Raw genomic sequence first — 23,647 nt, 5'->3', positions numbered from 1 at the left:
AACGATGCATTACGCTTTCAGGCACTACCGCGCCGACACCTCGCTGCTTATCCTTTAGCATAACGAAACAAAAAGATTCAACCATAGCAAAGAACAAGCGTATTGCGCTTGGGGAGAACATCATGAAGAACGTCATGTTGAAAACGATGCTGCTAGGGGCTTTTGTCTTTTCAGGCGCAACAGTCGCGGCAACGCAAATCAATAGTCAACAGGCGGACGCCCTGACGCCGCGCCAGGTGATTACCGTTAGCGGTGCCGCAAATCTGAGCGATGCGGAAAAGATGTTGGCGGACAAAACCGCCAAGGCTGGCGCCCGTTACTACAAAATCATCGCGATCGTAGGAAATAACAAGCTGCACGCCAGCGCGATGACTTATCAATAACCAACCCCGGCAGCGGCGGCTGCCGGTTTTTTTGCACCCGCCCATTCATCAGGGATAAATAATGTTCAGCGTGGCCGAGGTGTTGATTTCACCCTGCGTCACGCCATCGCGCTGATAAGGGTAATAATAAGCGCCCATGCCGATGATAAAGTGACTGTTCAGGCTGCCGCCGGCGGCGACGTGAAACAATGAGGTGGCGCTGCCGCGATCGACATTGGAGGGCGACAGTACCACCGGCGAGCTCGGCATATCGCGTTTGACCAGGCGCAGCCCCACCCCTTGCGCGCCGCTCGCGTTGGCATTGGTCAGCACGCTGGCGTCGGAGGCCAGCAGGTTATTGCTGGACAGGAACATCTCGACGGTACGATCGGCGATACCTTCCTGCTGCATGTTCTGGCAGCTGATGTTCAGCGAGAACGGCGTGTAGCCGGGTTGGTTGTTATTCAGCACCTGCGCCACGCCCATTTTCGGCAATCTGACCGTCAGGCCGGCGTTTTCGAAACGGCAGGTGGTGGTTTTGGGCGCGTATTTGATGTTCATCGGCTGGCCGTACATATCGCGTTCGTCATAAGGCCAGTTGCCGGTCAGGAGCCAACTGAGTATTTTCCCGACTTGCTGCAACAGCCAAATCGGCAATTCCCATATCTTTATGCCGGTAATGTCCGAGACCATCAGCGCGTCATCCAGCATCAACGTATCCCCCGGCACCACACGGCCATTTTTGGGCTTCGATTCTAATGAGTAGCGCACGGTCATCGGCGTATTTAACTCGGCGGCGGAATGTTCGCCGCGCTTTGACAGTTCACGATCGCCAATCTTATTGACGATTTGCGCGCGTATCCACTGCGTGCCGTTGTTAAAACCAAAAATAGCCGCATTCTTATTATCGGGCGACAGCTTGAGCGTATAGGTAAATTTGCTCTTTGAAGAACTGCAGTCAAAAGTGCCGACATATTGGGTGCTGTATTGCTCCTCCCACACCGGGGTGTTGGCATTCAGCTTATCGGAGAGATCGACATTCAAAGCCGGTGCAAATGAGATCCCTTTGCCAAAACAGGTGGCATAACTATAGCCGCTGAACAACCCGGACAGCAGCAGCAAAAAAATCAGCCTGATCATAGGTTCAGTTATCCTGTATTAGCGGCAAACGCCGGGCGACGCGTCGAGCGCCAGAGTCGGTTTGGCGATGCGGCAACGGCCGTCGCGCAGTTGCACCGTCAACGCCGTTGGCGGCTGTTCGACGCGCAGGTACAGCACGCTGGCCTGGCCGACAAAGCCTATCGACCGGCCGTTTTCATCCAGCACTTCGGCGCCGAACGGCAGCGGTGCGCCATCGGCGCGCTGCGCCCGCAGCTGGAATGGCTGACGTTGATCGGTTTCGAATTTCAGGTAGCTGACCGCGCCGTAGTAAGGCACGTGGTTGGCGACGTTGCCGCTGATTTCCGCCCCGCTGCTGTGGCCGGTATCCGACAGCGTGACCGAGTTTTGCCGGTATGGCGTGGCATAGGGCACCAGCGCCAGGCCCTGGGCGTTGGTCACGATGCTTTCGTCGCCGTTGACCATCAGCCCTTCGGCCTGCGGCGCCTCGACCACCGTCATGGTGTTGCCGATTTCGTTCGACGCCAGCACATGCCAGGGGATCGCCACCAGGCTGCCGCGCGCGCTGAGGCCGCTCTGGCGATAATCGTTGCCTTCGCTGTAGGAGACGCCAAGCGTCGAGACACGGGTACGGTAGGCCGCATTGACGCCGGCCATGTTGTCGCCGCCGCTGCGATTGCTGCCGTTCAGCGAGTAGCTCAGACGGTTGGACTCCAGCGCGTTGCCGCTCAGGCTGACCGTGCTTTGCTGATAGTGAGAGTCCGTCGCCGACAGGCCGGTGCTGAGGTAGGCGTTGTTGTCGAACACCGACAGCGGCAGGCTGAACGACAGGTAATAACGCGTCTCTTCCTCACGCTGGCTGTTGCGCACCCGGCTGGCGGAAACGGAGTAGCTGACGCGCCCCAGATTGTTGGAGTATCCCAACTGGTATTCGCGGCTTTTCGCGTTGGCCGTCCAGTAATCGCGCTGGGAGCCGGAGAAGAACAGCGTGCCCCACCCTTCGTTAAGACGCTGGTTCAGGTTAAGCGTAAAGGTATTTTTCGGCCGGGCGGACCGCAGCGCATCCCAGGTGTTCATATCCAGTTCGGACAAACCCTCCTCGTCGCGCCAGCGGTCAAACTGCCGTTCCAGCTGGCGGTAACCGTCATTAGAGTAAATGGCGTCGGTAAAGCTGTAGTAACCGCGGGTGGAGTAACGGTAGGCCGCCAGCGTGAAGTTGGTCGCGGTGGCATCGAGAAATTTACTGTAGGCGATACGGAAGCTCTGCCCGCTTTCACGGCGGTTTTTCAGACGGGTATCGGCATGCGTCAGGTCGATGGACACCGCCCCTATCGGCAGGTTCCAGCCGCTGCCGAGCAGCCAGGCCTGATAGTCGTCGCTCAAAATGCTGCCGGCATAGCCGGTTACCAGGTTGTTGAAACCGTACTGCAGGGTGCCCTGCACAAAGCCGGGATCGTAATCGGTATTGCTTTCGTTCACCTTGCCGGCCAGCACGCTGTATTGGCTGACGCCCTGTTTCAACATGTTGGGTACGGCGGAAAACGGCACGCTGAACGACTGTTCACGCCCATCCGCCTCTTTGACCGTCACCCACAGATCGCCCGCCGAGCCGGTCGGCTGAATACTGTCGAGGGTAAAGGCACCCGGCGGCACGTTTTCCTGGTAGATCACGTTGCCGTTCTGCACCACTTTCACCAGGGCGTTGGTTTGCGCCACGCCCCGCACGATCGGTGAAAAGCCCTGCTGCGAGTTGGGGCGCATGCTGATGTCCGACGCCAGCGCCACCCCGCGGATGCGCACCGAGTCGAACAGATCCCCCGGCGAATAAAAATCGCCGGCGGTCAGGTTGGATTTGATGTCAGCGAAGCCGCGCTGCAGATAGCGCGTGTTGTTCTGCCAGTGGCTCCCCCGCCCGCTGCCGTGGCGAAAGCTGCTGCTGTCGCGAAATTGCCAACCGGCCAGATTGATCCCGGATTCCAGCCCGGTATAAAAATCGTCGTTGTTGCTGCGATTGCCGTCGCCGCGCGCCTCGGCGTGGTAGTACGTCGCGTTGTAGGCCAGCGTCAATGCGGAGATGCCGCGATTCCAGAAGGCCGGATCCACGTATCCCGCCTCCGATCGGTTGACCCGCGCCTGCGGCACCGTCAGCCGCAGGCTCAGCGCGCCGACGTCCATATCGAACCGACCGCCCTGCACCAGCGTGGCGATCGACAGCGTCGTCTGGGGCGCCTGAGGCGCCGGCAATTGACTCAGATCGATGCCCAGCCGCTGCGCATCCTGGTAGTCGATTTGGATATCGTCGCGTTGGGTGCCAAACAGCAGCGCATAGCGCCCTTTCCAGTCATGGTTGACATACACATCGATCTCCTGCCGGCCGGCAGGCATGTCATTATTGAGGTAAAAACGCGAGAGATCGGAATCGCGCGATTCGCCGGCCAACAGCGACGTATCGAACGTCACCGCCCAGGCCGTATCCGGCAACAAGAATGAAGAGGCGGTCAGCAGCGAGAGGACTTTTTTATTCAGCTTCATTGTTGTTCTTTCAGGTTAGTGTGCGGTGATGGCTTTAGACTTGTAAGCCCCCAGATCGTCGATATACATCAGGTCATAACGGGCGTTTTTGCTGACCGCTCGTTTGCTGGCGGCAAACTGGGTGGAAAACGGCGCGACCATCAGCGAATCAACCAGCAGATGCTTGTCCGCACCCTGGCCTATATTCGCTACCGTAATGAAATACGCGCTTTTATTGATGACGTTGAAGCCTTTGCCATTGGCTTGCAGCGTCAGTTCTTCCAACGCATTTTCCACGCCGCGGGTTAACGCCTGCGGGCGGTAGAACAGTTTGATGCGCGACTTGATCGCCAGCTGCAGCGTATTGGTGCCCTGCAGGTTTTCCGGCGTCGGCGGGATATCCAGCACGTTGAGGTAGAACACCGATTCACGATCCGCCGCCAACGCGGCGCCGACTTTCTGAATACGCAGCTGCTGCCCGCTGTTGCCGTTCACTTTCACCACCGGCGGCGACAGCAAAAACGGCACATTGGCGGTTTCCGGGGTGGAATTGATATCGCCGTCGTCGATCCAGGCCTGAACCAGCGAGGGGTCGGTACCGTTATTCAGCAATTGGACAATCACGTCCTTGTTGTTTGCCGGGTAGATCACCCGCGTGCCGTTAACCACCACATTGGCCTGCGCGCCAACGGAACCCAGCAACAGCGCCGCTATCATCATGTATTTTTTCATCGTTCCCCCGGGTGGCCAGGCCCTATCAAGGGCCTGGCTGTCAGCGCGATTACAGGTAAGAAATGGTGTAAGTCACGTTGGAGCTCAGAGCGCCCACTTTTGCCGCTTCGGCGTTGGTTTTGTAGTAGTACGCGTCCAGCGTCAGGGTTTCTGAATCCGGCGCCTCTTTGTCGCCCATGATGTCGGTGACATAAGGCACGTTCAGCTGGATCGGGGTGGAAGAACCGGTTTCCGCCAGAGAGAAGCCTACGTTCTTCGCGACGGAAGCGTCGTTCTCGTTGACCGAGTTGTTCAGCAAATATTTGCCGTCGGTGGAGATGTTATCCGCGGAGGAGAAGTAGATTTTCAGCGGGGTGCCTGCGGTACCGGCCGCCGGCGAACAGCCGGAGAAGGTCAACGAGAAGGACTTCTTGTTCTTGGTGATTGGCCCGACGGTGTTACCCGCGTCGGTCACCGAGATCGGGCTCAGTGCTACGGTGAAATCCGCGCTCTTGCCGCCGTTAATCGTACAGGTGGTGTCGGTAATGGCGCCGGTAAAGTTAATCACGCCACCGGCGGAATTGTCTTCAGCAAAAGCCACCGGCGCAGCGACCGCGGCCGCCATGATTGCAACAGAAAGCATTTTCTTCATCATGAGATAAAACTCCATAACAGTTTGGTTTGAGAGAATAAATAAAAAGCAGCCGCTGCTGGCGGGATGAAACAATCCCTCCCCGTAATACAGAGGCAAAAGGGTGAACACATTCCTGTTTTTATAAAATCAAGCCATAGCGTTATTCATCAGCCGATAATAAAAGCGACAAAATAACGAACTCCTAGATAACCGCCGAGAAACCGGATGAAATGTCCAATAAATTGTGCACCCGATTCTTCAATCCCATTTTGCGTAATGCACTGCATTTCTGCGTGCTGACCGTTTTTACGCTTTTATCAAGCATTCGGGATACCTGGGTCACCGTATAGCCGAAAGAAAGCAAATGAAGCGTTTCCACTTCACTTTCAGTCAGGCAAATTTTCGTATTGCGGGCCGCCCCACCCTCAACGTTTCCATCTAATGCAGAATGCTGCGCAATATTAGCCAGCAGCAAAGACAATTCCTTATTCATGTCGGGAACTCGCACTCTTTTATCGAGCACCACCACATCACGCGTGACAGAACGAAATAACAGACGACGCTTCTCTTCTGTCGTCAAAAAAATTTTCACGCCATGAATAGCAGACAATAACGCTGCCGCCATGCTGAAACGCAACAGGCTTTTGATCGCATCATCGACGATCAGAATATCCTGGCAATTTCGCCCCATGACCAAAGGCAGATCGTCGTAGTAAGCAATAACGTGATCCTTATGAAAAATCCTTGGCGCCAATATCCTTTTTATCGCCTCTCTGAAAAAGATGTTTTCAGATACGATACCGATACTGAGCATACTTCCTCCATCCATGGCTAAAGACAACGGCGATGCCTTGCACTAAACACCTGCCGTTTTCTTGGAAAAATCGCATTGCCGTTTGGGAGCCATCAATAAGCGCCCGGCACATAAGCAGGCGCCGTAAAACACTAAGATAATTCTGCATCAAATCATTAACAACAGGAACATTATTTTTATTAACGAAAATTTTAATTATTATAATCTAATAAATTAGATTTTTTCAGAATTTAACTCTGTTAAACATAATAAAAAGAGCAATGCACCATGCATTCTGTTCGTCGAAGAAATAAAAAACACCCTGAATTATTTATGTTTTCCACCCAGAACCTTGACCTGACCGACGTTTCACTAAATACTAGCCGCGACCTGGAAGCCTATACCATTATAAAAACCTGAATACATGAAATATATTATCGACCTCTGCGTAATCTATGACGCAAATGCGTGTCGTCTCCAACTCATTGATAACGATGAGTCATCGATACGGATATCCAATCCGGCCTCGCGCCTGTTAATTGAAATGCTGACTCATCCGAATATCCCATTGAAACGTGAGGTATTGATAAAAAAGGTATGGGAAGAGTATGGTTTTTCAGGCTCATCGATCAGCCTCAATGTGGCCGTCAGTGAAATAAGGAAAGCGTTCAAACTGCTGGGGAGAGAAACCTCGCCGATAAAGACCCTGGCGAAAGTCGGTTTTTGCTTTACCGCCATGATTGATATTTACCCATCACCGCAGGCAACCGTTAATGAAACGCCCCCTTCTGCCGCCTCAGTACCGCTTTCGTCTTTCCCGTCGGTTGCCGAATCACATAACACGCCGCCGCAGAAACAGGTAAATATTCGCGCTATTGCCGCTATCTGCGGCGCATTTATTCCGCTGTTGTTCGTCGCGGCGTTCTATCCTGTTGAACCGCCTGATCAACCCAGAGAAAATTTAATCTCGTTAGGGAAAAAAGACCGCTGCACCTTGTATTCTCTGGATGCGGACAAGCATATTGATGACGAACTGGAAAAGCGCATGGTCAACCAGGCGCTAGAAGAGAGCGGTGTGGATTGTATAGCCAGTAAAGCGGACATCTATTTTTCCTCCGTAAAACACACGTTGACTTATAACACCTTCCTCGGTGTGTGTTATCTCGGCTCACAAGATCGATATACCCAGTGTGTTACCTACAAAATTCTCAACGGAAAATAAATGGCCGCATTGCTCAACCCCAAAATGCTGACTATCGGATTTTTGGCAGTGATTCTCTTCATTGTCCTGTTTCGCGTTTTAACCCCCGCCGCGCCTGTGCATATGAATTGCCAGGCCGATACGATCACTAAAAAACGATTAGCTTCAGGCGATGACCTGGAATTAAAAGTGACGGGCAGTTTATTCATCTATGACGAACATCATGCCATGATCGTGCAGCGTGGGGACATCACCGTGAGAGGCAAAACCTACAGCCTGGATAGGAAAATAAACTTTGATATAAAGAGGTTAGATGACGGGTTTTACATGACCACCCACCGAGAAATCAGTAAAGCGCCCGACGACAACGCGCCGGATGAGCTGACCCAGGAAATCCCCATGATCTCTCTCGGCATTAAGAACGGCGTTTTTTCGATGCGTAAAGCTCGGCAAGATGCGTACATCGTTCATGGCGTGCTTTTCCCGGTAACGCTATGCCGTTAACCTGAGAACAGAATGCCATAGAGAGACAGCGAAGGATCGCAACGGGGCGCGCTTATGGCAAACACGCCCCAGATACCGATTGGGGAGGAAGGGCTATTTTACCGACATATCCGTACGGACGATGCCATGGTTTTTCATCACCTCTTCCATGGTGAGGTTCTCATCATACGGCGTATCGTCCACCACGACGTCTTGCGGGCGCACATAAGGTTTGGTTGCGCGTTTGAACATCCACCACCACACGAATACCAGGAAAGCGCCGGACTTCAGAAAGATCATGGTCCATAGGGCGACTTGATACCAGTTCATCTCTGTCTCCATAAGAGCATTAAGCGAAATCGATAAGGCGGCGTTGTTTATCACCCCGGCGGTGCCTGACAGCAGCAGGCATCCGAGCAGCCAACCTTGATGACCGCATAATCTCACCGATGCGTGGCCCTTATCAATAGCCGATCGCGTTTCCTGCAAAAGCGCCTCGATTTCTACGCACGCAAAAACAAAAACCCCGTGCTCAGTGAGCACGGGGTCAGAATGTATGGCGGAGGAGCAGAGATTCGAACTCTGGAACGGTTTCCCGTCGACGGTTTTCAAGACCGTTGCCTTCAGCCACTCGGCCACCCCTCCGCAACGACGCGCACTATAAACAGACCTCATTCGCTTGTAAAGCCCGGGCGCGTTCAACCGCGCGAAAAATCGGCGAAGACGCAGCAAACGGCGAACAAACGCGCGTCCGCTCCTCCCTGCTGTTGCAACAATGATAACTAAGGGTAAAGATTGGTAAACAAACTTTAATCAAGCGCTTGCGCTGCCTATCATCGGGATTATTTTGTGATGGCTTGATAAGAGAGAGCATTATGGACCGCATTGTCGTCTCATCTTCTTCGCGCGACTCGCTGCTCAGCACGCATAAAGTCCTGCGCAACACCTATTTCCTGTTATCCCTGACGTTGGCTTTCTCGGCGCTGACCGCGACCGCCAGCACGATGCTGGGGCTGCCGGCACCGGGCTTGCTGCTGATGCTGGTTGGTTTCTACGGCCTGATGTTCCTGACCCATAAACTGGCCAACAGCCCGGCAGGCATCCTGGCGGCGTTTGCGCTGACCGGTTTCATGGGGTATGCCCTCGGCCCCATTCTCAGCTCGTTCCTGAACGCCGGCGCGGGCGATCTGATCATGCTGGCGCTGGGCGGCACCGCAGCGGTGTTCTTCTGCTGCTCGGCGTATGTGCTGACCACCCGTAAAGACATGTCATTCCTGTCCGGCATGATGATGGCAGGTTTTGTGGTACTGCTGGTGGCGGTGATCGCCAACCTGTTCCTGCAGATCCCTGCCCTGCACCTGGCCATCAGCGCGCTGTTCATCCTGTTCTCCGCCGGCGCGATCCTGTGGGAAACCAGCAACATCATTCACGGCGGCGAGACCAACTACATTCGCGCCACCGTTAGCCTGTACGTGTCGCTCTACAACATGTTCATCAGCCTGTTGAGCATTCTGGGCTTCGCCCGCAGCAACTGATCGCACGATACACCAGCTTTCCAGGCCCCGCTCCGGCGGGGCTTTGTTTTTTGCGGCTGAAAAAATTTGCTAAACTGGCGGCCGTTCCGAATTATCCGTTATCGAGGCAGTATGTTGGAGTTTGAAGGTCAGGTTATCGACACTGACGCGCAGGGTTATCTGAAAAACAGCGCCGACTGGCATGAAGGGCTGGCGCCGCTGCTGGCCGCGCAGGAAGAGATCGTGCTCACCGAAGCACACTGGGAAGTGGTGCGTTTCGTGCGCGACTTCTATCAGGAATTTAATACCTCACCGGCTATCCGCATGCTGGTCAAAGCGATGGCGCAGAAATACGGCGAAGAAAAAGGCAACAGCCGCTATCTGTATCGCCTGTTCCCGAAAGGGCCGGCCAAACAAGCCACCAAAATCGCCGGATTGCCGAAACCGGTAAAATGCATTTGACCGCTCTGCCCGCAGCGCCGCTGCAGGCGAGCGTTTAATAACGAATGCCAAACCCGCTGTAATCAGCCAGGCCCTGCGGCTCCACCAGCACACGTTCGACGCGCGCGCTGCGCGGGCCGCCCTGTTTCAACCACTCCAGCAGCTTGTCCACCTGCGCCTGTGTGCCGCAGGCCACCACCTGAACACTGCCGTCATCGAGATTGCGCGCATAGCCTGTCACCCCCAACGCCTCGGCCTGCCGCTGGGTGGAATAGCGAAACCCAACCCCCTGCACCACGCCATACACATACGCAGCAATGCAAACTTGTGTCATAATCGCCCCCTGTTATCTTGTCTAAAGAATAAGTATGTATTGAGTATAGAAACTCAATCAAAAGATAAAGAGGCAAGGAGCCAGAGGACAACAATTTCTATAATAGAGGCTTACGTAAAAAGTAGACGGCCGAGCTCCCTCGGCCGGGACAGACTTGCTATTTTTCGGCAGGTAGCCAGTTGGCCCTTTCTCCGTAAAAGAAAGAGTCGATAAATCTGCTTTTGCCACGCAAGCGGATAAATATGATGACCAGAGCGAAAATAATGGCCGTTACGCTGAGATAAAAACCTAACGTATCCTTATCGACCATTGCTCCGACAAGCAAAATGGGTAACACATGCCAAAGATAAATAGGTAGAGATACCTGCCCCATTTTGACCACAAAGCCCTCAATTCTCAGCTTCAGGCGTTTACACAAACTCACCATCAACAGCAACAGCGCAGCATTAAATGCAAACCATGAGGCGGCATCCAGCAGTGCCCCGTTCGGTTCATAGTACCCTAATATGCCTACGACCAACGCGATAGCGAACAACGCCAGCGGGTTACCGTGAAAATTCTTATCCCCGATCAGGAAACCTAATAAAAAGAAGGAGTAGTAATAATAGAAACGCTTATCACCAATGAATTTCAGCCAGGCATATTGGTTTTCCAGCGTGTCGGCGTAACAGTACCAGACAATAGATAACACCGCGGAAGTGAACAGAAAGAAACCAATTAAGAAATTACTCTTGTAAATGACCATAGTATATAGCACGAATATGATCACTGCTGGGATATACCAAAGATGATAGTAGGGGTAAAGGAATAGACCGATGAACTGCTTTAAACCTACTTCTTCTGAGGAGTAAAGAGAATAAACGCTGTAAACAACGAATGCCAACATATAAGGAATTATCATGCGCCACTGATACTTTTTCAGCACGCTAATCACGCCGCCATCAAGAAAATAACGCCGAACAAAGTAGCCCGTCACCCCTAGAAAAAGCGGCATATGGAAATAATATATTGCCCCACGCAAACCGACATCAGCGCTGCCTGGCAATAAATGTCCCACGATGACGAGCAAGATAAGCAACCCTTTCAAAAAATCAAACGACAAGCTTCTTTCTTTAGACATTTAAGAAAAATCCTAATATCTGCATAATAAACATCAGGTGCTCAATAACAGATTAAGTTAAGATTTTTGTCAATGCGAAAAAACCTAAAACTCACAAAAAACTTACAAAAAGCTTACATCCCCATCTGCCCGGAGATAGGCTTTCTTCCGTGAGGCGAACCTCAGCCTGAAGTCAATTACTATGAAATTCCAAAAAAGACATTAATAATCAACCAGTTAAAAACAAAACGGTAATCTTCAATCCACACTCTTGAATGATGGGCTCTGCTTGCTCACAAGAAAGCGTACCGTCGGCCAGCCGTCGTGAGTAAACATACCACCGGGCAACCAAGCGACAGCGCTATTCCTATTTCGAGTAAAGCCATCTGCTCTATCGTCGATGATGTGAGAGGTGTCAATGACTTTTATTTTTCAAGCTATCGAGGGATGGTGTAATGTCAGAAAAATCAACCAACTTGCGAACAACTTTCGTTTTAAAACGATCATCATATTCAACCTGAGCACTCTTTACCTTTATTAACCTATCAATCATTATGTCCGCTTGCTCGCCGTCGAATCCAAAAGAACGGTTACCGTAAAACCGCTCGCCGTTAATCGACACAGCACCTGAGTTTGGGTTCGCAGTAGGTGGAAATGAAATTTTATAATGCCCAGCCTGAACCGAAATCTTTAATACCCCATCACTTATAGCGTTTTCATCATCACTAAAAACCCACTCGTTAGCCAATACTGTGTGAGTCGTCATAAAAAAAATGAAAAACAAAAAGAATCTCACTGGTGCACTCCCTTCACTTTATATTACAAAAACAGCCAAAAATACTCTTAACAAGAATAAATATATCACTCTGTAGCCTTATGCCCTATAAAGCATAATCCCCTGTCAAACATCTAATCCTGCAGGTAACAAAGCGCCTTCACGCACTGATCAACATGCTTTCATCTCTGGCTTGCTATAATACACCTTTTTAAGCTGCCATTTCTTCAGTTTGAAGGCTGCACTTTCTCTCTCTTCGGTGCGACGCCCGCAGAGATAACGCGATACAATCCGAGCCAACGCGGTAGTGAACGCTGTCAGATTCAGCTATGATGACGAACTTATTTTGGCAAACGCTTAATCCAGCCAATTAACCCATTGAATAAAAAGTAGTTTAACCATGCGCTTACATCTCGCCAAAGGACGTGAAAAGTCCTTACTCCGTCGCCACCCTTGGGTGTTCTCCGGCGCCGTTCAACGCGTTGAGGGCAAAGCCCACTCCGGTGAAACCATTGATATCCTCGACAGCCAGGGTAAGTGGCTGGCACGCGGCGCCTATTCGCCCGAGTCGCAGATCCGCGCACGCGTCTGGACCTTCCAGCAAGATGAAGAGATTAACATCGATTTCTTCATTCGCCGCCTGCAGCAAGCGCAAAGCTGGCGCGATTGGGTCGCACAGCGCGACGGTCTGGACGGATACCGCCTGATCGCCGGCGAGTCCGACGGCCTGCCGGGCATCACTATCGATCGCTTCCAGAATTTCCTGGTGCTGCAGCTGCTGTCCGCCGGTGCCGAATACCAGCGCCCGGCCCTGCTTTCCGCCCTGCAGCATTGCTACCCGGAATGTTCGATCTACGATCGCTCCGACGTTGCGGTACGTAAAAAAGAAGGCCTGCCGCTGGCGCAGGGCCCGGTGCTGGGCGATCTGCCGCCGGAACTGCTGCCGATCACCGAACACGGCATGAAGCTGCTGGTGGACATTCAGCAGGGGCACAAGACCGGTTTCTACCTCGACCAGCGCGACAGCCGCCTGGCGGCGCGCAATTACTCCGCCGGCCGTCGGGTGCTGAACTGCTTCTCCTACACCGGCGCCTTCGCCGTTTCCGCTTTGATGGGCGGTTGCGCGCAGGTGATCAGCGTGGATACCTCGCAGGCGGCGCTGGATATCGCCAAACAGAACGTCGAGCTCAATAAGCTGGATCTGAACAAAGCGGAGTTCGTTCGCGATGACGTGTTCCAGCTGCTGCGCAACTACCGCACTCAAGGCGAAAAATTCGATCTGATCATCATGGATCCGCCGAAATTCGTCGAGAACAAGAATCAGTTGGCCAGCGCCTGCCGCGGCTACAAAGACATCAACATGCTGGCGCTGCAGCTGCTGAATCCGGGCGGCATTCTGCTCAGCTTCTCCTGCTCCGGCCTGATGCCGACCGACCTGTTCCAGAAAATTTTGGCCGACGCCGCTGTAGATGCCGGACGTGATGTACAATTTATAGAGCAGTTCCGACAGGCTGCCGATCACCCGGTGATCGCCACATACCCTGAGGGGCTGTATCTGAAAGGATTCGCTTGTCGGGTGATGTAACTTGAAATGCGCTGCCCTGCCCCCATATATGAGCAAGGCATTGTTTCTCAGGAGGTCATCATGATTGCCAGCAAATTCGGTATCGGACAACAGGTTAGGCATAAACTGCTGGGGTATTTGGGCGTCGTGATCGATATCGACCCGGAATACTCTTTGGAACAACCCAAAGCTGACGAAATAGCGGCGAACGATGAACTGCGTTCAGCCCCTTGGTACCACGTGGTGATGGAAGACGAGGAAGGCCAACCGGTACACACCTATCTGGCGGAAGCGCAGCTGGATAGCGAAGCCCAGGAGGCACACCCCGAGCAACCATCGCTGGATGAACTGGCGGAATCCATCCGTCACCAGCTACAGGCGCCACGCTTGCGCAATTGACCGCGCCAAGACCTGAGAAACCCGAGAGGGCCCGGCATCGCGCCTGGCCCTTTTTATTTTGCGCTCCAACCCTAAGCGCGGGATTTCGATTTTCGGACAGCGATCCATCACCACACGCAACCCGGCCTGTTTCGCCAGCGCTGCCGCCTGCTCGTTAATCACCCCTATCTGCAGCCAGAGCGCCCTGGCGCCGATCGCTATCGCCTCTTGCGCCACGCCGTAAGCCGCTTCTGAATTGCGAAACACGTCAACCATATCCACCGGCTGCGGGATAGCGGCCAGCGTAGGGTAAACCTGCTGCCCCAGCAGCGTCTGCCCCGCCAGTTTTGGGCTGACCGGGATCACCTGATACCCTTGCGCCAACAGATACGCCATCACCCCATAGCTGGGCCGTGATGGGTTATCGCTGGCACCGACCAGCGCGATAGTTTTCACCTGTTGCAACAGCTCAACAATCTCTTGATCTTGCATCTTCAACTCCCGTTTATCACTGCGTCACTTTCCATTTCGAGTGTAACCGATCGGCATTCGTTCGGTTAAACGCAACGCAAGGGAAACTTCACCGCAATCTTATGGTCAGAGGCTGTCGCGGTTCAGCTGCGCATGGTCATGTCTAATCGCGATAAAATATGTAAAAATGTAAACAAAATACCCGATTGAAAAATTTTGACACAACCTATGCCGTGTTCAACACTTAGCGTTACGCCACTTTATAAGGAGATAATGATGAAATTTGGTCTGGTGGTTGCGGCGTTGCTCAGCATCAGCATACCTGCCGCGGCTACGACCCTGAAACTCTCCCCGGACATCGACCTGCTGGTGGTCGACGGCAAGAAAATGACAGGTTCGTTGTTAAAAGGCGCCGACAGCCTTGAACTGGATGGCGGGCAGCACCAGTTGCTGTTTAAAGTGACCAAAACCGTACGTTCCGGCCAGCATACGCAGGCCTATGCTTCCTTGCCGCTGGTTGCCACCTTCAATACGCAAAAGATCAGCCAGGTGGCGATCGAACTGCCACGCATCGAGAACGATCGTGATGCGCAACGCTTTGACAGAACGTTGAATTATCTGGTGGTCGATAAAGACGGCAACGCCCTGCCGTTCCGGCATGATGTGCTGCATCCCGACAGCGTCACCTTCAATACCGATTTGGAAAAGGTGATGACCGATTACAACCGCCAGAACCGCCCGGCCTCCGTTCCGAGCTTTGTTCAGGCGAACGCGGGCAATGCCTCAGCCCTCGCGTTGGCCGGCGCGCCGATAAACGCCCCGACGGTGACGTTGAAAGGTGAAAACGTGTCGGAACAAATGCTGCAATACTGGTTTCAACAGGCCGACAAGGAAACACAGAAGCGTTTTCTGCGCTGGGCCAATAAACAACCGATTCGCTGATCCCTCCCGGCGCCTTTCCCCGTAAAGGCGTCTTTTCTTCGCATTTTCAAGCGCAAACGCTAGGCAGTGAAAAACAGTTTCAGTAATCTGTCGCACATTCCCCGATTAGCGAAGGACACCGAGATGGAATTGACCACCCGCACTATCGCCGCGCGCAAACACATTGCGCTGGTGGCGCACGATCACCGCAAACAGGCCCTGCTGGAGTGGGTAGAAAGCCACAAGACCATTCTGGCGCAGCACCAGCTGTACGCCACCGGCACTACCGGTAATCTGATCCAGCGCGCCAGCGGCATTCCCGTCACCAGCATGCTGAGTGGCCCGATGGGCGGCGATCAGCAGGTTGGCGCACTGATTGCGGAAGGCAAGATAGACATGCTGATCTTCTTCTGGGATCCGCTGAACGCGGTGCCGCACGATCCGGACGTGAAGGCGCTGCTGCGGCTGGCGACCGTATGGAATATTCCGGTGGCCACCAACCGCTCGACCGCCGACTTTCTGATCGACTCTCCGCTGTTCAAAAGCGAGGTGGAGATCGCCATCCCCGACTATCAGCGCTACCTGCAAGACCGCCTGAAATAGTCCTCGCGGCCTGGCAGCCGCCAGGCCCAGGCTTACGGTTTTTTCTGCACCGGTACGCCAAGATCTTGCAGGTGTTCAACGAACACCGAAGGACGTTCACGATCCTGCAACAGCCACACCTGATGTTTAGCGCGCGTCAACGCGACATACAGCAGACGGCGCTCTTCGGCATCCGGGAAATCCTCCGGCTGCGGCAGCAGCACCTCTTCCAACACCGACTCGCGCGCCACGGCGGGGAAGCCGTCACGCCCATCATGCAAACCGGCGATGATGACGTATTCCGCCTGCTGCCCCTTGCTGGCGTGGATGGTCATAAATTCCAGATCCAGCTTGGGCCAGCGGGTGGCCGCCTTCGCCAGCGCTTCCGGTTTCAGATGATGGTAGCGCGCCAGCACCAGGATGCGCTCATCCGGCTTGGCGTAGCCGCTCAGTTTATCCAGCAAGGGCTCCAACTGCTCGTGCGGCAGGATCGCCACCGACTTTTTATTGCCCTTGCTCAGGCTGTTGAGCGGTTTTTTCAGCTGGTGCGGGTTCTGCTGCACGAACCGGTTGGCCACCTCGCCGATACGTTCGTTGAAACGATAAGTGGTGTCCAGCGCGCACTGCGCCCCTTCGCCGAAGTGGGTGGCAAAAGCCGTGGTTAACGTCAACTCTGCGCCGCTGAAGCGATAAATCGCCTGCCAGTCATCCCCCACCGCAAACAGGCAAGTCTGCTTGTTCTGCCGACGCAGCGCCGCCAGCAACAGCGCACGCTGCGGCGAGATATCCTGAAACTCATCGACCAGAATATGTTTCCACGGGCTGACGAAGCGCCCCTTGTCGAGAATGTTGACCGCCTGATGAATAAGGCCGGAGAAGTCCACCGCTCCTTCCTCTTTTAAGGCGCTTTTCCAGGCTTTCAACAGTGGCGCCATCAGCCGAATGCGTTTCGAAAACAGATCGCGGATTTCTTCATCCGCCTGCTCAATCATTTCCGCCTGGCTGCCGCCGTGCATGCGCATCAGCCCCAGCCAGCGTTCCAACCGGCCCGCCAGCCGGTCCGCCAGGCGTTTATCCTGCCAGAAGTCGCCTTCCGGCACGTCCCATTCCAGCTCCTCGGTCAACCATTGACGCCACCCCTTCGCCTGGGCTTTTTTCTCTGCACATTGCTCGCGCCAATGGGCAATCAACAACGCTTTGCGCGCGCTGGCATCGGTTTCCAACCGGCTGATGGCCGGGGCTTTGCGGCTGCCTTGTTGAATGATCTGCAGCGCCAATGCATGGAATGTTTTGGCCTGAATACCGACATCGCCCAAACGTTCTTTGATGCGATCATTCATCTCACTCGCAGCCTGACGGCCGAACGCCAACAGCAAGATTTGGCCCGGCTCCGCCTCCTGACGGCGCAGCAGCCAGCCGGCGCGCGCCACCAGCACCGACGTCTTGCCGCTGCCGGCCCCCGCCAATACCAGGACGGAATCCTCGCCGTTGACCACCGCACGGCTCTGAGAGTCATTGAGCGGTGAGCTCTCGACGGTCTGGAAGAAGTCGTGATGTTGCTCCAACATGCGATCGGTCCACTGCCGGTTGCGTTGGTCGACACTGCGTTGCCCCTGCTGCAGCCATTGCAGACACAGATGGTAATCGGCCCGGCAGTTATCGAATTCCTCCAGGCGCGCCACCGGCATTGGCAGCGCGGAGAAGGCTTCACGGATTTGCTGCTGCAGTTTGCCCAGCTCAGACTTTTTGAACCATTTATCTTGCTGCTCAATGCGCTGAATCTGTGCCACCTGCTGTTGCAACACGCCGGCACTGACCTCACTCATTTCGGCGCTCCACTGCTGCCACGCCTGCTGCAGATAGTGATAAAAACGCTGCGTTTCCTGCCACTCGGTGCCGTGCAGTCGCACCACTTTTTCGTCCGGCAATTCAAATTCCAGCTCGCCCCAGACGATGCCGCGCTTGCACCTGACCTGAATCAGTTGATTGAAGGGGATCAGGTATTCATGTTTTTCCCCGCTCACCTCAACGCCGGCGTGCAGCAACCGCACGCGGTTATAAGGGTGCTGAGCCAGGTGTTTCCCCAGCGATGTCGCTTTAAGTTCCATATCGTCGCGCCATGACTATGTTGAGATTAAATAACGGATATCTGCCAGTTTACCTGCGATAAGCAGTGGCACTCTAGCGCTAAAAAAAGGGTAGAATAGATTTTGCGTTTTTATCGTGAATACGCCCGCATCGCGGTTTGGCCAACATTAGAGCAGAATGACGTCTATGCGTACTGTACTGAATATTCTTAATTTTGTGTTGGGCGGTTTCTTCACCACGCTGGGTTGGCTCATCGCCACGGTGTTCAGCGTGCTGCTGGTCATCACGCTGCCGCTCACCCGCTCCTGCTGGGAAATCACCAAGCTGTCGCTGGTGCCGTTCGGCAATGAGGCAATCCACGTCGATGAGCTCTACCCGGAAAAAAGCAATGCGCTGCTCTCCGCCGGCGGCTCACTGCTCAACGTTATCTGGCTGGTGCTGTTCGGCTGGTGGCTGTGCCTGTCACACATCGCCGCCGGTATCGTGCAGTGCGTTTCGATCATCGGCATTCCGGTCGGCATCGCCAATTTCAAAATTGCCGCCATCGCGCTGTGGCCGGTGGGGCGCCGCGTCGTCTCGGTAGAAATGGCTCAGCAAGCGCGTATTGAGAATGCTCGCCGCCACTATCATCAGCGTTAATTTTTTCTCCGTTTGAGGAGTTTTTCGTGCGCTCTTTTGCACCCGCAGTACGTCGTTACACCTATAACAGCAATCTGCTGTATCACCTGCGCATCCTTATTGCGCTGATCGGCACCACCGCCGTTCCCTGGTGGCTGGGCATTCCCAAGCTGACCATCCCGCTGACGCTGGGCGTGGTGGCAGCGGCCCTGACCGACTTGGATGACCGCCTGGCCGGCAGGTTACGCAACCTGCTGATCACGCTGGTGTGCTTCTTTGTCGCCTCAGCTTCAATCGAGCTGCTGTTCCCCTATCCCTGGTTGTTCGCCCTTGGCTTAACCACGTCGACCTGCGGTTTTATCCTTCTGGGCGCCTTGGGGCAACGTTACGCCACCATCGCCTTCGGCGCACTGCTGATCGCGGTTTACACCATGCTCGGCACCGCCATGTACGATGCCTGGTATCAGCAACCGCTGCTGCTGGTGATCGGTGCGCTGTGGTACAACCTGCTGACGCTGGCGGGCCACCTGCTGTTCCCTATCCGGCCACTGCAAGAGAACCTGGCGCGCTGCTACGATCAACTGGCCAACTATCTGGATGCCAAAGCCAACCTGTTCGATCCCGACGCCGAACGCGACGCCGACCTGCCATGGATGGATGTTGCGATGGCCAACAGCGCGTTGGTCGCGTTGCTTAACCAGACCAAAGCCTCGCTGCTGACGCGCCTGAAAGGCGATCGCGGCCAGCGCGGCACCCGCCGTACCTTGCACTACTATTTTGTCGCGCAGGATATCCACGAACGCGCCAGCTCTTCCCACGTTCAGTATCACGCGCTCAGCCGGCAATTCCGCCACAGCGATATTTTATTCCGCTTCCAGCGTTTGCTGAGCATGCAGGCGCGCGCCTGCCGCCAACTGGCACAATCGATCCTGCTGCGGCAAAAATACCAGCACAACCCGCGTTTTGAGCCGGCCTTCAGCCGCATTCAGGAGGCCTTGGCGCGCATCGCCGAAACCCAGGGCAATTCAGAACAAACCAAGGCGCTGGCGCACCTGCTGAAAAACCTGCATGCGATCGATGCGCAGCTGGCCAATATTGAGTCAGAGCAGACGCTGGCAAGCGGGCAAGCGGAAGAGAACAGCCTGGCCGACGATCGCTTAACCGGCTGGAGCGACATCCGCCTGCGCATCAGCCGCCATTTGACGCCGCAATCGGCCCTGTTCCGCCACGCGATCCGCATGTCGGTGGTGCTGTGCGTGGGTTACGCTTTCATCCAGTTCACCGGCATGCAGCACGGTTACTGGATCCTGTTGACCAGCCTGTTCGTCTGTCAACCGAACTACAACGCTACCCGCCGACGCCTGGCGCTGCGCATCATCGGCACCCTGGCCGGTATCCTGATCGGCCTGCCGATCCTCTATTTCGTGCCTTCACTGGAAGGACAGCTGGTGTTGATCGTCATCACCGGCGTTCTATTTTTCGCTTTCCGCACCGTCCAGTATGCCCACGCCACCATGTTCATCACGCTACTGGTCTTGTTATGCTTTAACCTGTTGGGTGAAGGATTCGAAGTAGCCGCCCCGCGCGTTTACGACACCTTGTTGGGCTGCGCCATCGCCTGGGCGGCGGTCAGCTTTATCTGGCCGGACTGGAAATTCCGCCAACTGCCGGCGGTGGTGGATAAAACCCTGAATGCCAACTGCCGTTATCTGGACGCCATTCTGGTGCAATACCACCAGGGTAAGGATAACGGCCTCGCCTACCGCATTGCGCGGCGAGATGCCCACAACAGCGATGCCGAACTGGCTTCGGTCATCTCCAACATGTCCGCCGATCCCAAGGCCGACAAGGAATTGCAGGAAGCCGCCTTCCGCCTGCTTTGCCTCAACCACACTCTCCTGAGTTATATCTCGGCGTTGGGGGCGCACCGCGAGCGGCTGAATACCCCTGTCACCCTCGATCTGCTCAATGATGCCGTGTGTTACGTGGACGGCGCCTTGCATCAGGAAGAACGGAACAGCCAGCGCATTGCGCAAGCGCTGGAACAGCTGGCGGAGCGCATTCGCAGAGCCGTTCCGGAACCTGAAAGCAAAGAGCAGTTGGTGTTGCAACAGGTGGGGTTGATGCTCGAACTGCTGCCGGAGCTCACCACACTCCACGCCCAAATCAATAAGGCAATCTAATTATTCAGGGCTCGCTCGATGGGCCCTGAACCACTGGCTCATGCCCATGGCGGCGCATCGCCATCGTATGATCGAACCAGCGCACCAGTTCGTTGCGCAATTCGGCCGGCAACGCCGCCTGATGATAACCGGCTATCGCGCCGCCCAGCGACAGCAGCACGCGCAGCCCCAGATTGGTCTGCTGTTGCAGCAGGCGGAGATAGCTGCGTTTAGCGCCTTGCAGCCGCAGGTCATAGGCGTTGCGGATACCCGCTCGCCATAGCAAGCGCTCCATGTTGACATCGATATTCGGCAACGCCTTCAATCGACCGTGATCGCCGGCCTTAAGCCGCTGCTCTCGACGCGCTTCCCTGACGGCCTGCCAGGCCAGCCCCACCAGCTCGTTGCGTTCCCGCCACAGCGACTCGTCAACCCAGTAATAACGCAAAGTGATGGGCACTCCACGCTTGGAATAGACCATATTGACCATCCCTCTGGCGCGAAAAGCCGGTTCCATGCTCGCCGTAGCCCGCAGGTACAACTCTCCTTCCGCTATCACTGCAAACATTACCCCCTCGGCCAGCAGGCCGTAGCCGCCAAACTGTGACCGCGTGGTGATGGCGCCCAGCGCCGCGAAGCAATTTTTAGCCTGTGCGATCCTTCGTATCGACATCCTTTTCATAGCGTTTCTCCTTTTTAGGTTCCGGTCGTATTATTTCTCTTATCAATGAAAAGAGTAACGTGAACAACTAATTAGGAAAATACGCACTATCCACCCGCATGCCAATCACAAAAAACACCGGTACAAAAAATGATCGCAATTATGCGAGCCGCTACGAAAATTTGGGTTGATCTTATCCCAAATCAGGGATACTGTATAAACATACAGTAACACGACGGGCGGGAACTTTATGCGTACTCAATCACTCTACCAACCTCATTTCAGCCAAGGCTCTTTTACAGCGCGCAATGCTGAGAAGAACACGGATGTCGGCAAAGAGAATGGCTTGATCAGTGAACTTGTTTACAACGAGCGCCAGCCCGCAGTGGCTCAATTGCTGTTGCCCCTGCTGCTGCAACTGGGCAAGCAGTCTCGCTGGCTTCTGTGGCTGACACCGCAGCAAAAATTAAGCAAGCAATGGCTGCAGCAATCCGGCCTGCCTGTAGATAAGATGGTGCAATTGAGCCAAATCAGCCCGGTGAATACGGTCGAGGCTATGGAAAAAGCGCTGCAAACGGGAAATTACAGCGTGGTTCTTGGCTGGTTGCCCGAGCTAACGGAGGAGGATCGTCTAAAATTAAGACGTGCGGCAGAATTGGGTAATGCCTATGGGTTTATCATGCGCCCTCAACGTGACATTAACCCGACTCACGGACACTGTTCCACCCTAAAAATTCACTCTTCTTTGTATCATTAAGTAAATTTAGGATTTTTCCCATCATTTTCGCACCCCATAAGCGGAACCTTTGCGGTGGAAGGCACAAAGCTAGTCCGGCTGCGGTTTGGCAAGTAAAAACGCCCAAGGAATCGCCGTTTTTTTAGGCTGAGAATGTTAGCAAATATGTACGATTCCGCGTTTTTTTTTAGAGCCTTATCACATCACACTTGTAACTTTCGCGCCACGTTGTAGACTTTACATCGCCAAGGTTGCTCTATAACGTCAGAAAAACTGGCGAGTAACAAACGAGGGCTTAAACCTTGGCGAAGGAATTTAACCAAGGGCTTAAAACAGCTTTAAAGCTCATTGCCTATTTGGATGATAACGAGGCGCAAAATGAAAAAGACAGCTATCGCATTAGCAGTGGCACTGGCAGGTTTCGCTACCGTAGCGCAAGCCGCTCCAAAAGATAACACTTGGTACACCGGTGCTAAACTGGGCTGGTCCCAGTACCATGACGTTGGCTTCTACGGCAACGGTTACCAGAACGGTATCGGCAACGGTCCTACCCACAAAGATCAGCTGGGTGCCGGCGCGTTCCTGGGCTACCAGGCAAACCAATACCTGGGCTTCGAACTGGGCTATGACTGGCTCGGCCGCATGCCTTACAAAGGCAGCGTGAACAACGGTGCTTTCAAAGCGCAGGGCGTTCAACTGGCCGCTAAACTGAGCTACCCAATTGCTGACGATCTGGACATCTACACTCGTCTGGGTGGTATGGTATGGCGTGCAGATTCCAAAGCTAACTACGGCCGTACTGGTCAGCGTCTGAGCGACCACGACACCGGCGTTTCTCCGCTGGCTGCTGTTGGTGTTGAATACGCACTGACCAAAAACTGGGCTACTCGCCTGGATTACCAGTTCGTAAGCAACATCGGTGACGCAGGTACCGTTGGCGCACGTCCAGACAACACCATGCTGAGCCTGGGCGTTTCTTACCGCTTCGGTCAGGATGACGTAGTTGCTCCAGCACCAGCTCCGGCTCCAGCTCCAGTTGTTGAAACCAAGCGTTTCACTCTGAAGTCTGACGTGCTGTTCAACTTCAACAAGTCTACTCTGAAAGCAGAAGGCCAACAGGCTCTGGATCAGCTGTACAGCCAGCTGAGCTCCATGGATCCTAAAGACGGTTCCGTAGTTGTTCTGGGTTACACCGACGCCGTTGGTTCTGACCAGTACAACCAGAAACTGTCCGAACAACGTGCACAGAGCGTTGTTGACTACCTGGTCTCCAAAGGCATCCCGTCAGACAAAATCTCTGCACGTGGTATGGGTGAAGCAGATGCAGTTACTGGCAACACCTGTGGCTACAAATCTGGCCGCGCTACCAAAGCTCAGATCGCTTGCCTGGCACCAGATCGTCGCGTAGAGATCGAAGTTAAAGGTATCAAAGACGTTGTAACTCAGCCTCAGGGCTAAGTTTACTCGCCTAATAAAAACCCCGCATAGC

General features: G+C 54.3%; 24 protein-coding genes, 1 tRNA gene and 1 pseudogene. 13 read left to right on the top strand and 13 right to left on the bottom strand.

Going from position 1 to position 23,647, the window contains the following annotated elements; all coding sequences use genetic code 11:
- Positions 1–122 precede the first annotated feature (122 nt).
- Positions 123–383 (top strand): DUF1471 domain-containing protein, encoded by a 261-nt coding sequence (locus ACJ8HH_RS04675; RefSeq protein WP_033637916.1) that lies wholly within the window; start codon positions 123–125, stop codon positions 381–383.
- Between the two features lie 48 nt (positions 384–431).
- Here ACJ8HH_RS04675 and ACJ8HH_RS04670 read toward each other — a convergent pair whose 3' ends face one another.
- The 5 genes from ACJ8HH_RS04670 to ACJ8HH_RS04650 form a co-directional block, all read right to left on the bottom strand.
- Entirely contained in the window at positions 432–1,502 is a 1,071-nt protein-coding gene (locus ACJ8HH_RS04670) for a fimbrial protein (protein WP_197766167.1), read from the bottom strand.
- An 18-nt stretch (positions 1,503–1,520) separates the two neighbouring features.
- Positions 1,521–4,013, bottom strand: coding sequence for a fimbria/pilus outer membrane usher protein (locus ACJ8HH_RS04665; RefSeq protein WP_060429842.1), 2,493 nt, complete (start codon positions 4,011–4,013; stop codon positions 1,521–1,523).
- A 15-nt stretch (positions 4,014–4,028) separates the two neighbouring features.
- Complete coding sequence (locus tag ACJ8HH_RS04660; RefSeq protein WP_060437961.1) at positions 4,029–4,724, bottom strand: fimbrial biogenesis chaperone; 696 nt, start codon at positions 4,722–4,724, stop codon at positions 4,029–4,031.
- 49 nt (positions 4,725–4,773) lie between these two features.
- Complete coding sequence (locus ACJ8HH_RS04655; protein ID WP_033637910.1) at positions 4,774–5,358, bottom strand: fimbrial protein; 585 nt, start codon at positions 5,356–5,358, stop codon at positions 4,774–4,776.
- Between the two features lie 181 nt (positions 5,359–5,539).
- A complete protein-coding gene (locus ACJ8HH_RS04650; RefSeq protein ID WP_060418416.1) occupies positions 5,540–6,151 on the bottom strand; it encodes a response regulator transcription factor in 612 nt (203 codons plus the stop codon).
- A 403-nt stretch (positions 6,152–6,554) separates the two neighbouring features.
- Between ACJ8HH_RS04650 and ACJ8HH_RS04645 the strand changes: the two genes are divergently transcribed.
- Complete coding sequence (locus ACJ8HH_RS04645) at positions 6,555–7,352, top strand: winged helix-turn-helix domain-containing protein (RefSeq protein WP_049195828.1); 798 nt, start codon at positions 6,555–6,557, stop codon at positions 7,350–7,352.
- Positions 7,353–7,835, top strand: coding sequence for a hypothetical protein (locus ACJ8HH_RS04640; protein WP_049213694.1), 483 nt, complete (start codon positions 7,353–7,355; stop codon positions 7,833–7,835).
- Between the two features lie 93 nt (positions 7,836–7,928).
- Here ACJ8HH_RS04640 and ACJ8HH_RS04635 read toward each other — a convergent pair whose 3' ends face one another.
- Together ACJ8HH_RS04635 and ACJ8HH_RS04630 are read right to left on the bottom strand one after the other, a co-directional pair.
- Positions 7,929–8,144 carry a hypothetical protein gene (locus ACJ8HH_RS04635; RefSeq protein ID WP_016928277.1) on the bottom strand — a complete coding sequence of 72 codons (216 nt, stop codon included), beginning with the start codon at positions 8,142–8,144 and terminating at the stop codon, positions 7,929–7,931.
- Between the two features lie 227 nt (positions 8,145–8,371).
- Positions 8,372–8,459 (bottom strand) — tRNA-Ser (locus ACJ8HH_RS04630).
- Between the two features lie 230 nt (positions 8,460–8,689).
- Between ACJ8HH_RS04630 and yccA the strand changes: the two genes are divergently transcribed.
- Positions 8,690–9,349 (top strand): FtsH protease modulator YccA, encoded by a 660-nt coding sequence (gene yccA / locus ACJ8HH_RS04625; protein ID WP_004928091.1) that lies wholly within the window; start codon positions 8,690–8,692, stop codon positions 9,347–9,349.
- A 111-nt stretch (positions 9,350–9,460) separates the two neighbouring features.
- Positions 9,461–9,790 (top strand): sulfurtransferase TusE, encoded by a 330-nt coding sequence (gene tusE, locus ACJ8HH_RS04620; protein ID WP_004928095.1) that lies wholly within the window; start codon positions 9,461–9,463, stop codon positions 9,788–9,790.
- 34 nt (positions 9,791–9,824) lie between these two features.
- Here tusE and yccX read toward each other — a convergent pair whose 3' ends face one another.
- The 3 genes from yccX to ACJ8HH_RS04605 form a co-directional block, all read right to left on the bottom strand.
- Complete coding sequence (gene yccX / locus ACJ8HH_RS04615) at positions 9,825–10,103, bottom strand: acylphosphatase (RefSeq protein WP_033646563.1); 279 nt, start codon at positions 10,101–10,103, stop codon at positions 9,825–9,827.
- 157 nt (positions 10,104–10,260) lie between these two features.
- A complete protein-coding gene (locus ACJ8HH_RS04610; RefSeq protein ID WP_049213692.1) occupies positions 10,261–11,223 on the bottom strand; it encodes an acyltransferase family protein in 963 nt (320 codons plus the stop codon).
- 394 nt (positions 11,224–11,617) lie between these two features.
- Positions 11,618–11,998 carry a hypothetical protein gene (locus ACJ8HH_RS04605; protein ID WP_197766165.1) on the bottom strand — a complete coding sequence of 127 codons (381 nt, stop codon included), beginning with the start codon at positions 11,996–11,998 and terminating at the stop codon, positions 11,618–11,620.
- Between the two features lie 379 nt (positions 11,999–12,377).
- On the opposite strand from ACJ8HH_RS04605, the gene rlmI reads away from it, so the two are divergent.
- Together rlmI and hspQ are read left to right on the top strand one after the other, a co-directional pair.
- The gene (gene rlmI, locus ACJ8HH_RS04600; RefSeq protein ID WP_033637902.1) at positions 12,378–13,562 is read left to right on the top strand and encodes a 23S rRNA (cytosine(1962)-C(5))-methyltransferase RlmI; all 1,185 of its coding nucleotides are present in this window, start codon (positions 12,378–12,380) and stop codon (positions 13,560–13,562) included.
- 60 nt (positions 13,563–13,622) lie between these two features.
- A complete protein-coding gene (gene hspQ, locus ACJ8HH_RS04595) occupies positions 13,623–13,940 on the top strand; it encodes a heat shock protein HspQ (RefSeq protein WP_033637900.1) in 318 nt (105 codons plus the stop codon).
- Between the two features lie 60 nt (positions 13,941–14,000).
- Here the strand turns inward: hspQ and ACJ8HH_RS04590 are convergent.
- Positions 14,001–14,411: pseudogene (locus ACJ8HH_RS04590) on the bottom strand (CoA-binding protein); the annotation flags it as partial.
- Between the two features lie 255 nt (positions 14,412–14,666).
- On the opposite strand from ACJ8HH_RS04590, the gene ACJ8HH_RS04585 reads away from it, so the two are divergent.
- Positions 14,667–15,332, top strand: a complete 666-nt coding sequence (locus ACJ8HH_RS04585; protein ID WP_049235528.1) for a DUF2057 family protein — start codon at positions 14,667–14,669, stop codon at positions 15,330–15,332.
- A gap of 123 nt (positions 15,333–15,455) precedes the next feature.
- On the top strand, positions 15,456–15,914 hold the full coding sequence (locus ACJ8HH_RS04580; protein WP_015377363.1) for a methylglyoxal synthase: 459 nt from the start codon (positions 15,456–15,458) through the stop codon (positions 15,912–15,914).
- Between the two features lie 32 nt (positions 15,915–15,946).
- Here ACJ8HH_RS04580 and helD read toward each other — a convergent pair whose 3' ends face one another.
- A complete protein-coding gene (gene helD / locus ACJ8HH_RS04575) occupies positions 15,947–18,001 on the bottom strand; it encodes a DNA helicase IV (RefSeq protein WP_033637897.1) in 2,055 nt (684 codons plus the stop codon).
- 166 nt (positions 18,002–18,167) lie between these two features.
- On the opposite strand from helD, the gene ACJ8HH_RS04570 reads away from it, so the two are divergent.
- On the top strand, positions 18,168–18,620 hold the full coding sequence (locus ACJ8HH_RS04570) for a YccF domain-containing protein (protein WP_033637896.1): 453 nt from the start codon (positions 18,168–18,170) through the stop codon (positions 18,618–18,620).
- Between the two features lie 26 nt (positions 18,621–18,646).
- Positions 18,647–20,782 (top strand): YccS family putative transporter, encoded by a 2,136-nt coding sequence (gene yccS, locus ACJ8HH_RS04565; RefSeq protein WP_060424911.1) that lies wholly within the window; start codon positions 18,647–18,649, stop codon positions 20,780–20,782.
- 4 nt (positions 20,783–20,786) lie between these two features.
- On the opposite strand, the gene ACJ8HH_RS04560 is transcribed toward yccS, so the two are convergent.
- The gene (locus ACJ8HH_RS04560) at positions 20,787–21,443 is read right to left on the bottom strand and encodes a TfoX/Sxy family DNA transformation protein (RefSeq protein WP_033646570.1); all 657 of its coding nucleotides are present in this window, start codon (positions 21,441–21,443) and stop codon (positions 20,787–20,789) included.
- A gap of 229 nt (positions 21,444–21,672) precedes the next feature.
- Here ACJ8HH_RS04560 and sulA point away from each other — a divergent pair, with 229 nt between their 5' ends.
- Positions 21,673–22,179, top strand: a complete 507-nt coding sequence (gene sulA / locus ACJ8HH_RS04555) for an SOS-induced cell division inhibitor SulA (protein ID WP_033646571.1) — start codon at positions 21,673–21,675, stop codon at positions 22,177–22,179.
- Positions 22,180–22,536: 357 nt separating this feature from the next.
- A complete protein-coding gene (ompA, locus tag ACJ8HH_RS04550) occupies positions 22,537–23,616 on the top strand; it encodes a porin OmpA (RefSeq protein ID WP_033638719.1) in 1,080 nt (359 codons plus the stop codon).
- The last annotated feature ends 31 nt before the right edge of the window (positions 23,617–23,647 follow it).

The organism is Serratia sp. CY32780, assembly GCF_052169135.1.
Classification (GTDB): domain Bacteria; phylum Pseudomonadota; class Gammaproteobacteria; order Enterobacterales; family Enterobacteriaceae; genus Serratia; species Serratia sarumanii.
This window is presented reverse-complemented; position numbering and strand designations above follow the sequence as displayed.